Source organism: Tunturiibacter gelidiferens (assembly GCF_051013345.1).
Classification (GTDB): Bacteria; Acidobacteriota; Terriglobia; order Terriglobales; family Acidobacteriaceae; genus Edaphobacter; species Edaphobacter gelidiferens_A.
Map to the genome: position 1 here is coordinate 4,291,188 of NZ_CP132939.1, position 14,361 is coordinate 4,305,548.

12 protein-coding genes and 1 pseudogene are annotated in these 14,361 nt (G+C 53.8%); 2 read left to right on the forward strand and 11 right to left on the reverse strand.

Features of this window, described 5'->3' with window-relative positions; translation table 11 throughout:
* Positions 1-221: 221 nt before the first annotated feature.
* Positions 222-809, reverse strand: a complete 588-nt coding sequence (locus RBB80_RS21555; protein ID WP_433964427.1) for an HD domain-containing protein — start codon at positions 807-809, stop codon at positions 222-224.
* A 667-nt stretch (positions 810-1,476) separates the two neighbouring features.
* On the opposite strand from RBB80_RS21555, the gene RBB80_RS21560 reads away from it, so the two are divergent.
* Positions 1,477-1,773 (forward strand): putative quinol monooxygenase, encoded by a 297-nt coding sequence (locus RBB80_RS21560; protein ID WP_433964428.1) that lies wholly within the window; start codon positions 1,477-1,479, stop codon positions 1,771-1,773.
* A gap of 692 nt (positions 1,774-2,465) precedes the next feature.
* Here RBB80_RS21560 and RBB80_RS21565 read toward each other — a convergent pair.
* The 4 genes from RBB80_RS21565 to RBB80_RS21580 form a co-directional block, all read right to left on the reverse strand.
* A complete protein-coding gene (locus RBB80_RS21565) occupies positions 2,466-3,290 on the reverse strand; it encodes a hypothetical protein (protein ID WP_433964429.1) in 825 nt (274 codons plus the stop codon).
* Between the two features lie 42 nt (positions 3,291-3,332).
* Positions 3,333-4,169: an RNase H family protein gene (locus RBB80_RS21570; RefSeq protein WP_433964430.1), complete on the reverse strand. Its 837-nt coding sequence runs from the start codon at positions 4,167-4,169 to the stop codon at positions 3,333-3,335.
* 6 nt (positions 4,170-4,175) lie between these two features.
* Entirely contained in the window at positions 4,176-5,240 is a 1,065-nt protein-coding gene (locus RBB80_RS21575) for a PDDEXK nuclease domain-containing protein (protein WP_433964431.1), read from the reverse strand.
* Positions 5,241-5,315: 75 nt separating this feature from the next.
* Positions 5,316-6,155 (reverse strand): tyrosine-type recombinase/integrase, encoded by an 840-nt coding sequence (locus tag RBB80_RS21580; RefSeq protein WP_433964432.1) that lies wholly within the window; start codon positions 6,153-6,155, stop codon positions 5,316-5,318.
* Positions 6,156-6,373: 218 nt separating this feature from the next.
* On the opposite strand from RBB80_RS21580, the gene RBB80_RS21585 reads away from it, so the two are divergent.
* Entirely contained in the window at positions 6,374-6,919 is a 546-nt protein-coding gene (locus tag RBB80_RS21585; RefSeq protein WP_433964433.1) for a hypothetical protein, read from the forward strand.
* Positions 6,920-8,492: 1,573 nt separating this feature from the next.
* On the opposite strand, the gene RBB80_RS21590 is transcribed toward RBB80_RS21585, so the two are convergent.
* The 6 genes and pseudogenes from RBB80_RS21590 to RBB80_RS21615 all read right to left on the reverse strand — a co-directional run bounded on the left by RBB80_RS21590 (position 8,493) and on the right by RBB80_RS21615 (position 13,435).
* A complete protein-coding gene (locus RBB80_RS21590; RefSeq protein WP_433964434.1) occupies positions 8,493-9,071 on the reverse strand; it encodes a hypothetical protein in 579 nt (192 codons plus the stop codon).
* Between the two features lie 29 nt (positions 9,072-9,100).
* Complete coding sequence (locus RBB80_RS21595) at positions 9,101-9,481, reverse strand: hypothetical protein (RefSeq protein ID WP_433964435.1); 381 nt, start codon at positions 9,479-9,481, stop codon at positions 9,101-9,103.
* A gap of 4 nt (positions 9,482-9,485) precedes the next feature.
* Positions 9,486-11,477, reverse strand: a complete 1,992-nt coding sequence (locus RBB80_RS21600; protein ID WP_433964436.1) for a hypothetical protein — start codon at positions 11,475-11,477, stop codon at positions 9,486-9,488.
* 690 nt (positions 11,478-12,167) lie between these two features.
* Positions 12,168-12,305, reverse strand: coding sequence for a hypothetical protein (locus RBB80_RS21605; protein ID WP_433964437.1), 138 nt, complete (start codon positions 12,303-12,305; stop codon positions 12,168-12,170).
* A gap of 88 nt (positions 12,306-12,393) precedes the next feature.
* Positions 12,394-12,657, reverse strand: a pseudogene (locus RBB80_RS21610) (antitoxin Xre-like helix-turn-helix domain-containing protein); the annotation flags it as partial.
* Positions 12,658-12,829: 172 nt separating this feature from the next.
* On the reverse strand, positions 12,830-13,435 hold the full coding sequence (locus RBB80_RS21615; RefSeq protein ID WP_433964438.1) for a hypothetical protein: 606 nt from the start codon (positions 13,433-13,435) through the stop codon (positions 12,830-12,832).
* Between the last annotated feature and the right edge of the window lie 926 nt (positions 13,436-14,361).

Sequence of the window (14,361 nt, forward strand, 5' to 3'; positions counted from 1 at the left end):
ACTTTTGGACACTGCGATGCGAGATGTCTAAGAAGCTTCGTCAAAAGGGTCGCCATGCTTTCAAGGGAGCAGTTGACCGAAGTGAGGCGTCAGTCGCTTGAAGCTTCCAAGACGTCTTTCTGGCGCGGATCGATCCTGTACGTGCTCGTCCAACCAACGCATGTGAACGTAGAAGAAGCGATCTCGTCATAAACGTGTCCGAACGGGCCGAATAGATCCCCTCAGGAGATCGGAATCCCGAACCAGCCATTCTTGTGGGCGTCCTTAAGTTGCTCTTCGATGGAATCCCACAGTGCCGGGCACCCTTCATTAATCTGAGGTCCAACTCGGCCTACGACTCTCTCATAGCTGACGCCGTTTTCCAGCCAACTACCGCCGTTGTTTGCGAGGTTTAACAGAACGGGCATCGCGCGATCAACTGAGTTAGCGAACCGAGCCTCTGGAGTCTGCGAGAGCTCAAACTCCTCCCACAGTTCGAGGAAAGCTGCAGCCTGATTTTGAGGAAGTAACCCAAAGATGCGCTTTACGGCGATGAGTTCTGCTGCCTTTCTCTCGTCCCACCCGCCCTGTACAAAGACAAACGTATCCCCGGTGTCGATCTCTCCGATGTCGTGAACCAGCAGCATGCGAATCACATGGTTGATATCAGTATTAGGTTCTGCGTACGGCGCGAGAGATGCCGCGAAGATCCCAAGTTGCCAGCGATGTTCTGCGGAATTCTCGTAACGGTTGAGTCCGACGGGCCGGACCTTCCGGGAGACGTTTTTCAGTTTGTCTACTTCTAAGATGAAGTGGATGATCTCTTGCATATATGTGTCCTTGTTCCGAAGAGCTTTCGGACTCTCCCATGAATCTCTTAAGGCCAGGAAATCGTACAAACGGACCGTGACGATTTGCCGCACCATTCAGCTGCTCCATCTCATCTGATCTCATGCGATGCACAAGGCCATCTCGAGCATAGACTGGAGCCCGTGGTGAAGTCTGTTTCAGCAAATCCACTCTTCGTATCGTTCGTTGCCGGCCCAACCGGCCTCTCTGGAAATCGATCGTGTCACCCCGGTGGTCGGCGAGAGCCTTTTAGAAGCAGACAGACTCCAGGTAATCGAGTCGCCGACGCTTCAATCGTCGGTTCTTGGAGGATGGGCACTCCGCGGTGTAACCAGTAACACTCGGTATTCGACGCATGCCGAGGCTGTAGCCATTCATGTTCATTATTGAATTCGAGTGAACCCAACGTCAGTCTCCGCAGACCAGTGGAGGCTGAGTCGATGATCGTCTGAACAAGCCCGAGATTCAAAGCCCAGTCTCAGGCGCTCCTCCCTGCTCCATCAAAAACATTCGGACCTTGTAACCTTTATCGGCTGTGTTACTCCAACAGGCACGCGGCTTATAGACGAGATCGCTGTGTGCCAACGCGGATGCAGAGAACCTCAACGCAAGTTAACCAGCGAGTCATAAATAACAGGAGGATGAAAAATGAACAATTTCGGACTTTTAGCAACTCTGCAGGCACGCCCTGGGAAAGAGGCTGAAGTCGAAGCTTTTCTAAAGTCGGCCCAGCCCCTCGTTCTTGAGGAGACCAAGACCACGACTTGGTTCGCATTCAAGATCGGGTCGTCAACCTTTGGGATCTTCGATACCTTTGCGGACGAAGACGGGAGGAACGCTCATGTCACTGGTGAGGTAGCGAAGGCATTGTTTGCGCGTGCCGAGGAACTCTTTGCAACCGCACCTCAGATCCAACAGCTTGATCTGTTGGCTGAGAAGGTGTAACCCGAATCGAGCCACGCAATGGAATCCCTACGACCGGACATGACCATAGTGAAGCAGGGACAGCGCGCACAAATGCCCTCAGTGTGGTCATGTCCTGATGTTGGCCGACATCGATCTTAAGGCGGCCACGACGGGAATCGTGGTCTGTCCGAATTGCAACTGGTCTGGGCCTATCGACATTCAGATCGTCGAGCGCATCAGACCAACAAAGTAAGGTTAGGCAGGGGATGCGAAGCGGCATTTCGACGGCTTCCTTCGAACAAGACATCCTCCGCATAAAGGCTCTCACTAATTCACTCACGACTTTGGATTTTTGTCAGATCACGGGACGAGATCGGTCTTCGGCGACAGTTCCGACCGTCAAAGATGTTGCTGTCAGAATTATTTGGCGTAGTGTTTCAGAGATATTTGGCGTAGTGTCGGATCTTCTCTACGGCCTGCGCCAGACAGGCGCCTAGACTCCAGTAATTGAAATTAATCTGCAGAATCAGACACTTATCCGTTATCTGGATTCTCGCTAAGCCCCGGCTTTTAACTCCTCAATCGTTCTTGGAGGCCCAGCGTTACGACAAATAGCGCTGAAGATGACGACAAATAGCGATCAAAGGTACACCCTGCCCCTACGCCACATAGCGGCGAAATATCTACGACAAATATCTTCTCAAGCTACACGCTAGGGTGGTGATCATGGTTCACACCCGCTGTGGCTCCCCCAGCATTTGCGAGATAGCGTTCTTGTCTCCGAACAGCACCTCATAGCTGAAGTTCTCGTGTTTCTCCATACCAATGAAGTCGTGCAGCGTGTGAAGGCTTAGCGTTCGCTTGCGCTGCCTGAGGAATACGAACACCTCGTCACGAGGAAGGTCGAACTCGTACCCGATCCGTCGACATTCTCGCCCCGAGTCGTTGAGGTGTTTCCAGCAAGCTTCATGGAACTTTTTGACATCGCATATTTTGCGTTCGACATCGATGGCCAGATCAACATCGGCGGGACGTTCGGCGCCCCGCACGTAACTTCCGTAAAGGACTACAGTCGTGACCCGGTAAAGAAAGAAATCATCCTCATTGACAATGCGGACCCGCTCCATGAGTCCCTTAATGGCCTCATCGGCCTTCTTGCGATGAACCGGCTTGGCTGCGGTAGCGCGGCGAAACTCCCGTCCGTCGTCCGTAAGCTCGTAGCGCGGGAGCTTTCTTTCGTTCGCCTTTTTTTCATTCAGCTTAATGAAGCCCTGCTGAATGAGAGTCTCGATGAGTTGAGGAGCAGCGCGAAGGCTCGCGTTCCAGTGGCGTCGGCACGCAGGATAGTGGGTGTAGCTCTTCGCGTCTTTCGAGTGCAGCCAAAGGAGACAGTCACGACGTGTCGTGTATTCGAACTGACCTTTAATCCTGAGCCAATAGATTTCCTCCGCGAGCCACTGCTCATTAAACGAGCTGTCGTTATAGACCTTTTGCAAAACGTTGCGCACGCCAATCGCAGCGATGCCCGCGATCTTCTGGTTTTTTGTGATACGCATGGTCATAGTTCCAATGCGGCCTCCATGGGGCAAGTGTCTTCATCAGTCAGGCTCCCCCAGTCGGGATGATGGAGCACTAACCGCGCCGCAATCCACCTCTTCGACTATGCTGAGGATGACGGGGTGCTTAGGATCGTCGTTAAAACTTACCCGATAGCAATGCTGACGATGCAGTTCAGACGCTATTTTGACATCGGTATATGCAAAGCATTTCTGTGAATACAAGGCGGACGGTTCGTCATACAGATCAAACGTGATTTTGTGCCCCGTTTTACGAATCAATCCGGACCTGTATATCCGGATGATTTCGTGCTTGCCGTGGGCAGCATATAGAAAAGCTGATCCGCCGACAACTTTGGACCGAGCGACCTTACCGCCTCTAAATCCTCTGTCGAAGCTCCTCGGCGATCTACCAGCTTCCTTTGCTGCTCGATCGACCATTTTGAGGGTGTGCGACTTTTTACCTTTCTTCCAGACGATGTCTGTTCGAACTTTGACCCTCGACTGTACTGAGAGGAATCGCTTCCAGAGATCTGAGTTCTCCAGTGGACGCCCCGAGGCATTGCACCACTTATTTGCTCGCCATGTTGCAACTCGCCTGCAGTTATTAGCTATATACAGAGAATCGGTCACGATTAGCACCCGCTGAACGCCTAGCGCGCGCCCATTGGCTGCGACATACTCATGGGCTTTTATGCACGCTTGGAGTTCCATACGGTTGTTGCTAGTTTCATAGAAACCTTCACTAAAGATGATTTCGTCGTCACGAGCCCAGGATTCGGGAAATTTTGCCACGCATGCGATCGCCCCTGCCCCTCCGGGATTCTTATAACAGTTTCCGTCGGTATATAACTTTAGAGCATGCGGATCATCGGACACATTCGCTCAGAGCAAATCCCGAGTAGAGGCATTCACTCGATTAGTTAATTCACTGCGCTCTCGGTCCAACTCTGACCTTAATTCCTCTTCAGACGGAAGAACAAGTTTGTACTTGCTGGCAAATAACTGTTCGTTCTCATTCAGTACTGAGTAGCGCACAACTGAGGCATCTTTGTCAGCGCAAAGAATTATTCCGACCGTGGGATTGTCGTCCGGCGCTCGCTTGAGGTCGTCCATCATGCGTACGTACATATCCATCTGTCCGATGTCCTGATGGGTTAGCTCGCCGGATTTGAGATCGAACAGGACGAAACACTTCAGTAGATAGTTGTAAAAGACCAGATCAATGTAGAAGTCTTTGGATTCCGAACTGATGCGGTACTGTCGCGCAACAAACGCAAAACCTCGCCCAAGTTCCAGCAGGAATGCCTGCAGATTGTCCAACAAGGCTCTTTCGAGATCCGCTTCTAACAACCTGCCGACTCCGGGAAGACCTAAAAACTCCAGCATGACCGGATCTCGAACGAAATCTCGTGGGGTTTGGGAGGGTGCCAAGTTGCCTCTGGCTTCGCTCTCGACAGCAGTTCGGTCTGACGTTGCCAGAAGCCGTTCGTAATAAAGGGTGCTGATTTGGCGCTCAAGCGAGCGCGTCGTCCAGCCCTGGCCCGCCGCTTCGTTCATATACCATTGCCGAGCGGAATCGCCTTCTACCCTCAAAAGCGTGCGGTAGTGGGTCCAGCTCAATTCAGGACGCAATGCGTCGCGAATTGGGAATGCCTGGTAGAAGACCCTCATATGCCTCAGGTTAGAGACGTCGAAACCTCTCCCGAACTCTGCGGCGAGCGACGAAGCCAGTGTCTGTAGCAGCCCAGTCCCGTATTCCGCCCGTGCCGACCCGCCCTGTTCGAACTCGATGATATGTCGGCCGATCTCCCAGCAGGTTTGCACCTGAACAGCATCGACAGCCCGTAATGCCTTTTGACGAGCGTTTTGAATCAAGTCGCGAAGACTATGAAGAAGCTGGGATGCACCTTCGTCGGCTTCAACCGTTTTGCGCAAATCTTTCGTCATCGCACCATCCCTTCCTATCGTATCCGCTCGTATATTGCGAAGAGCCCAAAAATCCCGATGAGTCGCGTTCTTTCACTACAGGCCCAGATTGTCGTTAACCGCAATCTCGATGTCCTGTTCAGAACCCAAGTACCGCTCGGTGGTCTGGATGGAAGAGTGGCCGAGCAGGAACTTGATCTGCTCGAGATCGCCGCCACTCTTCCGGCAGAGTTTTGCGCAGGTACGGCGGAGGTCGTGAGCGCCGAAGTGCTCGATCCCGATTTGTTTCGATGACTGTTCAACTACCGACCAGACCGCCCAGTCGCTCAGGCTCTCGCCTACCTTGCCGCCCTTCGAGACCGACCGCAGCAACCGCCCGTCTTCGATGCCGGCCGCGGTCATCCAGGCGTTGATGCCCTGCTTGACCCAGATGGGGACGGCAACGGTGCGGATGCGCCGGCCCTTTCCCTCAAGGTCGGCCAGGACCCATCTCCCCTCTCGTTGCTGGATGGTCTCGACGTCGAGCTCGGCCAGTTCGTTCCGCCGCAGGGCGCAGCCGACCAGCAGCACCAGGATGACATAATCCCGTTTGCCCTTCAGGGTAGAGCGGTCGGGGACGGCCAGCAGCTCCTTGGCCTGCTCGCGGTTCAGCCAGTTGCCCAGCCGGGTTCCCTTCTGCGGGATGTTGGGGACCTCAGTGAGGTTCGCGGCCTCCTCGGCGCCGAGCATTCCGTTCTTCCGCGCCTCCTCGACCATCTTCCGGACGGCGGAGAGCCGGACGTTTATAGTGGATGGCGAGAGCGACTCCATGCCCGCCCGCCACTCCATTAATAAGGACCGGGAGAGAGGCCGGCTGGCAGCGAAGGCGAAGAGGTCCTCGAGCGCCTTGGCGTAGTTGCGCTTAGAATGAGGCGAGGCTACCGCGTCCAACACCATCTTGCGCAGCTTGGCCTGGGCCGGAGTGAGGGCCGAGGTCTCCCTGCCCTGCTTTCAGGTGGTACAGGCACCAAAACGAGCACAGTTGTCATGAAATGATATTACCCCTGACAATCGCCATTGTCGTGGGTGATTGCGAAACAATTTTTTTGACCGTTGTTGGCAGCTGTGCCAATAATACCCATGAAGGAAAGGTCGCGAAAACAAAGGAGATCCCATTGCCTAGACCCGTAAAGTGGGTGCGCGATCTGCATGCCATTCGAGCACGCTCCATGAACTCCCGCACGGAAACTTGGAGCCGGGCAGATATCGAAAAACTCTTCAATGTCGGGCGAGTCACAGCGCAAACGCTTACCCGAGCGATCGGCGAGGTACAGACCGTCGCTGGCGCCCACTTTGTCGAGCGCAATAGCCTTATTGCTTTTCTGGATGCCATGATCGCGGCGCCTTCGGTGGACGAGGCTCTCCGCATCAGGGTAGTCGACGCCCCTTCCCCTCCCCGCCGCGGTCCCCTTAAGGTTTCCCTGCCAGCCGATCTCAGAAACGCGATGGTTCGGGACTTGCCAGATCATATCCGGATCGCTCCGGGAGAGCTCACCATTCGCGCGTCCGGGATGGAGAACTTGCTCGAGAGCCTCGTCGCCCTTGCCAAGGTGCTTGAAAACGATTTTGCGGGACTTCAAAAACTGATGGAGGTCCCGCCGCCACCCGTCGACGACGAGTCGCTGGGTGAGCTGCTCTACCGCCTCCGATCGCGCGCCTAGCTCAGAATTCCTCCTTGGAAAGATTGTTCGCTCGTTCTCCCTGTAGGGAAATCGCCATCGAGTTCACAATAGCACCGTCTTCTCCTCCTGCGTGAAGCACTCGTGACTAAACTGATCGACCACGGTCAGCACGCGGATCCAGCTTTATCCAGGGGACAATATAGTCTCCCGGGCGCCTACCCAATGTCGTCGACGCTGAGGGCCCGCTCCCTCTTGCCGGGGAATTGACCGGACCAGAACTCCAGCTCTCCGGCACTATTGAAATAGGCTGAAGCCGCAGCATCGCATTGGTCGGCGGTTTGAAAGATCCGCAGGTCGACCTCTCCCTCCCGTTTCGCCCTGTGTTCTTCCTCGAGACAATCCGCGAAGATACAGAGAAGCGCTTGGCCCAGAAAATGATCCTCGATCCATTGCCGGTCCGCTTCCGTGCAATGGAACTCTCCGGGCCACCTGGGTTTCGGAATAACCGCAGCGTTCGGGAGGCATTTGCGCTGTGTTGCAGGATTCGTCCAAGTGGAGCGGCGGGCGTGGACTGAGCGAATACCCTCAAAACCACGACACTCCACGATGTAACGGAGCAGGCCAAAAGCACGCGCCTCAGCTGAAAATCCCGATGGTAGAGGGGACCAAAGCAGTTCAGTGAGCGTGTCGTCTAATCGGTTCAAGAGTTTTATTCCGAATCTTCTGGCTCCAGCTATCCGTTTTTCTAGATGACGTCGGAACGACTTATATATCCTTGCGGAGCGCTCCTCGCGCGCGGTCAACAAGTACAAGCGCTCCTCCGGCCCTCGCCGTTTGGCTCCCCGTGTTCCATTTGGGCGCCTTATATGTAGCTGCATGGTCACATCCTGTCCTCTCCGCAAACCTTCGCCGAACATTGTGGAGGTTAGCCTCACAAGAGCAGCTTCGTCATCAGAGCCCCTCATCCATTCCACATGGGGTAGTTCCGCTACCATTCCCCATGTTTTCCTGATTGGAGACAAGTCTCCGACGGAGGGAGGGCGAAGAAGAGTATCGGTCGTAGTAAGCAGTTGCCGACATTCGGAACATGCGAAGGCGAAGCCAAGCTTGTAGTTATCAGTGCCGAGCGGCAGCAGTGCCCCGCAATGTACGCATCTTTCGAGGAATTTACACCGATGTATGGGACAGCAGGAGAGCGCCCGGAGTTGAAATATGGCCGAATGATAGGCTTGAACCAAACATTGTGGGCAAAAGCGAAAATATGATCTTTCCACTGTAAGGCTATCTCTTACCGTGGCACGGCTAGTCTGTCTCTTGGTCATGCCCAAAAGGCCAATCAATCGGCTCCGCGCGTCGCGCATTTTTCCGTTAGAGTCGTGGAAATCCGACGTGATGAGATCAATTCGCCACCAGTCACACCCGCCGATCTCATTTCTAAGGCGGCTGGCGCCTATAGCATTCAGCCACAAGAATCGTTGCACCAGTATCCAAAGCGACTCGAACGGTCGCACCGTGTTTTCAGGCCAAGTCCAATGCTTTTCCCCCTCACCACTCGCGGTATCCCCAGTTGGCACAACATACAGCGCCGGAGAACCTGGGTTTTGAGGCATATCTAGTCCTTTCTGCCGCTCCCAGCTAGCATCCGAACCGCTCTCATATACTTACGATACGCAGTACGCGCGACCTCTTCCTCGAGGTCACCTCGTGAGAAATCGAGGCTCTTGACCTCATTGTCACTGGATCTACGACATAGCCCCTCGACAGTCTTCCCTATGTGCTCCATAGCAACTTCAAGCTGTCGTTTCGGATTGGGCGGTGCTAGCGCCTCGAAGATCCGCCATAACGTCGGGCCGTAATGTGCAAATCTGAAACCGGCATCAAAAGCTCGGGGAAAGAAAAACTTTGTATAGCTGCAGCCGCTTTCGGTCGGCCATTTCGAGTCGCGGTCGTATCCGTTTAATACAAATTCCAGTTCTTCGCAGCTGCGGATTCCATGAAACTGCACATCCCGTACCATGAAGCGCCCCATAAGGTGAATATCACCGCCCCGAACAAACGCTTCATGTTGATAAGTGAGCTCATGGGAACCAACGGATATCACCGTGAACTGGATCCCCAACTCATCGAGCGCATTTTGGATGTCACACAATTTTTGGTACTCGGGATCATGCATATACTGCGCTTCGTCCACAATTAGCACCACATGGTTGCCGCCACTGCTTAGCGCAGACGTGGCAAACGACCGCACCAGGCGGTCGAACCTTTGTTTCCGGTCTGCGCCCCGGGATGTTTATGGTGCGTCGAATCCAGAAGCTCACCAAGAAAGTCACGCTCAGAGAAGCGGTCGTGACGCTTATAGGTCATCCTGAAGAGGGCCAGCCTGCGATGAAACCGCTCAGCTAGTATCTGTCCAGCCCAAAACTTCACTGCTCGGCTCTTTCCCAATCGTGGCACACCATAGCCGTAGCCACCTGTCACATGGTCCTCGATCCACTCACCGAGAGTATTAACAAACTCATCTATCGGAGGCGTAAATAGGGCATAGGCCCTTCGCACCATCGGATGGTTCACGTTCTCGGGAGATAGAAATACATTGCTCAAATGACTATCCGTTCGCCGCTACTCTAGGCGCAGGAAGGCGCATGTTGACCGTGACACTGGGCGTCGTCTTTGGCTGTCTCGTGTTGGTCTGTCTGGGGCGTGCTCCCGCCTGCTGCTGGCCCGACATGGTGGTTGGCGGCGCTTGAATCTCATTCGCGTATTGACTGAAAAAGCGACGTACTTCTAGGTACAGCGGTTCCACGGCCTTTTTCTTTAGAGCACTGCTTTCCAGATATTCTAGCCAAGCAATTACTGGATCGCTCTGATTCAAGAAGACATCCCTTTTTCTATGAGATAGAGAGTTGATTGCTCTTCTCATTGGGAGGGTATGGGGGGTTCGATGCCAAGGCGGACCGGCACGCAAGATGCCCAACTCAGCTCCATTTTCATAAAACGCTTTCATATGACGAATATCCCCTTCAACGGTTATTTGAAGGTTTTTGCCGATGAGGTGTGGCGCATGGCTTAGTACGGCGCTCGTGTATCGGGCACTGTAGAAGTTGACGTATGGCCGTCGACCCTTATATATGTTTCCTCGAACTCGAACGGTTTTGGTGATAGAGAGCAACCTGGGGAGATCCGAATCATCGACTTGAGCCGGCCAGCAGTTCTCACTCTCACATCGGTATGACAGGTACTCGAGTGGAGTGCGGTTGTACAGAGAACTGTGTGGATTCGCGTTGTGGTTAGCCGCCAATACGTCGCAAACGTCCGCCAGTTGCTCAACCTGGATCCAGTACTTAATAGCGGCGGCTTCTGGATTCGTTCGGCGGGTGTCACGAGGATTGCTTCCGGTGGTGTTTGGCATCCGATGAAAACCCAATTCCTCCAGAACACCAAAGAGCCTTTCCACAAACGGCCGGTCGTTCGGAATTCTGCGCGGCAAGACTATTGGGTTTACTTTGACTACGTCTTGCATTCTTGCGATCACCCTGGGGGATACATTCGCCATTGCGCCGTCAACGCTGAACTCCTGCCAGCGTGCTCCGACCAGTCTCGGATCATGGCTGGAAGGGAATCCTGCGCCGTCCCAATACTTCAGCGTTGGCACACTCAATTTGCGAGGCTGCCATTTCGTCAGCGAATTCCTCACAGCCTGAAGTACATCATCCGCCGTGCATTCCTCGTTCATGCTTAAGTGGTGTCCGAGAATGGCACCGGTATCCACGTCCCGCAGGATGATCCACCATAGCCTGTGAACAATTTTGGGAATAAGCTCGTCGGAGAGAGACGGAATCAGAATGCAGAAGATTGCATCGATCAAATGAGCATCGCATTCCACTCGCTCGAACGGCATGAAAACCGGCCGATCCGTGCCGTCGCCAGTACGGAGCACTTTCGCGGCGTCGGCACCCAGCCGCGCCTTTGCTCCACGGTCCCAATTCTGTTCCATCAGCTTACGAACATATTGTGAAAGCGCCTCGTACGCCAATTTCTTTGTCGTAAATGGGTATTGCCCCATCGTCTCAAGGTTGTGCCTCCGACAGGCTTCTATAAAACGCTTATGAAGAGATTTGATTGGAATTCGGCTTTCATGAACGTACCGGTTTCCCGAAAGATTGCCATGCTTGCGGCGCGCTCGCTTCAGCACATAATCTTGAAGCTCCCTTTCAATATCCGGAAACCTGCTTAGAAGGTTGCCAAATGCACCCGAGGCACCCGACTTAGATGTGGCCGTGGTCACAGCCACAGGCGCGGACCGACGGTAAGGCATGATCCGTGTTCTCGAAAGAAGAGCGCGGAATCCGTAGATTCTGCCGTCAGGGTGTATCAGGAGGCAACGCTTGAATAGGCGGATAATTGAAAGCCTATCAATTCCTGTCGCCTCCGTGATCTCCCGCCGCGATGCTCCTAAAATCAAAAGCTTCACGGCGTTCCTGCGCATTTGATATTGCTCTAGAAGCCTCGGGTCTTTGATTGCATCTTCCGCGACGCTTGGCCAGACCTCGAGATTCACAAGGCGCGGATCGAGTTCGGATACTCGGAAGCGGCTCATGCGTCCTCCCGATTGGTTCCGTGCAGCGGAGGAATTGTATCCCATTTTTCTGTACTCGGAGAATGCAGAATTACCTGAAATGACCAACAAGATGGCAGATTTACCTGAAATAAAATCAAGTAATTCTGCTGCTGTTCCCTAGCTCGATTGTGTCGAATCAGTGATTTACGGCGTCTAGTGATGAGACGTTTTTACCTGAACGGACGGCTAACGACCGTTCAAGTAAAAGATTGTCATTTTGAGAAGTAAATCATTGCGGAAGCCTCTGCCCCGTTGCTCTTCGGCACCCGAACTCCACGGCTGGGGCACTCGTCGATTCAGACCACAGAGCGATACCTTGAAGACGATGAGGATCGAGAGCCAACGGCGTTGGGCTAATTTGGCAACAGCCTGTTGCCAAATTAGCAAAACAGCTGTGAGTTTGTGTTTACAGTCCGAGGTTGTCGTTGACGGCAATCTCTATATCTTGCCCGGAGCCAAGGGTCGAGCATCAGATAGTCATAGGCCCCGGGTCACCTACATCACCCCTTCCTACCATCGGCTACGGCCTCGGGTCAATTCGACGACCCGAGGGCCGTCCGATCCTGCGCGCGCATTTGGTAAAGAGGTTCCGCTCTCGGCTATTGCCAACAGGCGAGTCGCGCATTGAGAAGTCTGTCAGCCACTTTTCTTCAAAATCTGGAAGGTCGTCTAATCCTCATTCGTGTCCACCTGACGAAACAGCTCGACTAGCGACAGGTAGATGGGGGATGCCTCAACTTCAAAGGCATCCGGTTCGAACGTGGCGTGCAAGTACTCCGTCGTCGACATCTGTGCTGAGGTCGCCATAGGGCACTCCCGACGGAAGTTTACTCACGCGCGAGTCAGTCCCTCGATTAGCTGACCCCGCCATAACCGATGCGACCTAGAATATGCTCTATCTCCGAGGCGCCGATCTGTGTGTCCAGAGCCGTAGCGGTGGAACGCTACCAAGCACAACATTCGGCCTCCTCAGCCAGTCGGTCGCCATCTTCTGATTGCCAATGAAATGTTTCGCCAGGGCCACCACCCGAGCCAGGCGATATAGACGGTCTGACTCATACCTCGCCAGACGGCCTTCATACTTACGCCTTTGAAGGCTGCGAATCGATAGGTCAAGGCACGATGCCACCTCATGCAAGGTCAGCCCGGAGGCCTTGACAAGTCCCTGAACTAGCGCGCGGAAACCCCTCTCGTATAACGGCGCTCATATCCTCGCCGGTATGCACCGGACGACCCAATGCGGTCTCTCCTCCGAGTTCTTCGACTACAAAGGTGATCTCGTTTTCCATCGCTCCAAGTTGGACTCAGTGTAACTCTTGCGTGCCTGGAGTCTAAATTCTGCTCTGTTTTTGCTCTTCGAGGCTATTCAGTAGATGATTGACCACATCCTCTTCAGTCTTGTCCGATGCGGATCCGGTTAGCCTGCAGAAAGTTGTCCAGTCGTTCACCATAGCAAGAGAGAGTTCATGCAGCAGCCGAGCGCCACATGCGGGATCTCCCGCGGGAAAGCTTACGGAGACCATGCCCTGAGTGATTGCGATTTCTGCGGGCAATGAGCGGATGTTCCGAGCGAAGACCTCCTGCTTCAATGTCCAACTCGCAGGATCGGGCCTTCCCTTACTGCGGAGCTCTTCTCGCAGGCTCCGATTTTCAGCTTCCACGTCATGGAGAGCCTGCAGCACGAGTTGATGACGTTTCTCCTCTTCGGTCGCCTGTTGTTCGAAGCCCTCCAGCCACTGAATCAACCGCTGCCGGTCCACCTGCCAGCTGCCATTGCGGCTTGCTGAAACCAAGGGGGCCATAAGGCGTAACGCCGCCCGGCGCTGCAGACCGAAGAGCGACTCGATCTGCGCCCGTTGCAACTCCTCGCAGTCGAGCGTCCGCAGCGCGGTCAAGATCTGCGAGACGCGATGGCGCCAGCTGGAGGAACGAGGCATGGGGAGATCCTATGGATTGAGGAACTTCAAACCACTTCCCTGCTATTTTATGCTCTCTAGGTAGCGACACAGTTACGACACACTCGCTCGTTTCTGACATCTGAGAATACGGCATTCTCAGATGTCAGCAGTCGTCTCAATGATCGCGGCTGTGATCATTGAGTCTTAGTTTTTTCAGAAACATACGCAGGTCGAGGATTACTCTGCTCGAAACGTAGCCAAGAATGTCAATCAATCGCTTCGCTTACGCGCCAGCGAAGCCTCGGTTGTTCAAAGCAAATTACAGTGAGTGCTGGCGCCGAAACATCGCCGTCATAAATTGCGGGAAGTCAGATAGAAACGTCCGAGGCACACTCGTTGCCCTCTCGATAAACTCATCTCGTAGACTCTCACAGGTGGTCTCAAAGTGAGGGATGCCACCGTTGCGATCATGACCTTTATACTCTCGCTCCAACGATCAAAGACATTCATTTCTTTCATATCAGTCGCGATAAATATACGTGTCTTGATAACTTTGAGCGCTTGGAGATGCTTTGTTCGAGCATCCGGATCTTCGAAGAGACTCGATGAGGACTTATACTGCGCATCCGTTGTTCGTACATGAGTGCAGTCGCGGCATCGGTGAGCGCTTCGATTAGTTCCTTGAACTCTGACTTCCGGTTATCGTTCATCCACTTTTGACGATCCCATGAGCGAGAGAGATATGCGCCAACGATGACACCGCCGAGCGGTCCCGCCGCTGCCCATGTCGCCGCTATGTAGTGGAAGAGTACTTTGTCCGGAACTTGTTCTATCACCCGAGAATTATATCCTTTGTATCCTGCGATCAATCGTCCACAAGTTACATTCAGCGCGATCACGTGCGGCAACGGCTCCAGATATCGCCGTGGTCGACGCCAATCGTCAAAGTCGTTCTCATACTCTCC

Coding starts and splice junctions, on each gene's coding strand:
- RBB80_RS21555 (WP_433964427.1), bottom strand. CDS start 809: ATGCAAGAGATCATCCACTTCATCTTAGAAGTAGACAAACTGAAAAAC.
- RBB80_RS21560 (WP_433964428.1), top strand. CDS start 1,477: ATGAACAATTTCGGACTTTTAGCAACTCTGCAGGCACGCCCTGGGAAA.
- RBB80_RS21565 (WP_433964429.1), bottom strand. CDS start 3,290: ATGCGTATCACAAAAAACCAGAAGATCGCGGGCATCGCTGCGATTGGC.
- RBB80_RS21575 (WP_433964431.1), bottom strand. CDS start 5,240: ATGACGAAAGATTTGCGCAAAACGGTTGAAGCCGACGAAGGTGCATCC.
- RBB80_RS21580 (WP_433964432.1), bottom strand. CDS start 6,155: ATGGTGTTGGACGCGGTAGCCTCGCCTCATTCTAAGCGCAACTACGCC.
- RBB80_RS21600 (WP_433964436.1), bottom strand. CDS start 11,477: ATGAGCCGCTTCCGAGTATCCGAACTCGATCCGCGCCTTGTGAATCTC.
- RBB80_RS21605 (WP_433964437.1), bottom strand. CDS start 12,305: ATGGCGACCTCAGCACAGATGTCGACGACGGAGTACTTGCACGCCACG.
- RBB80_RS21615 (WP_433964438.1), bottom strand. CDS start 13,435: ATGCCTCGTTCCTCCAGCTGGCGCCATCGCGTCTCGCAGATCTTGACC.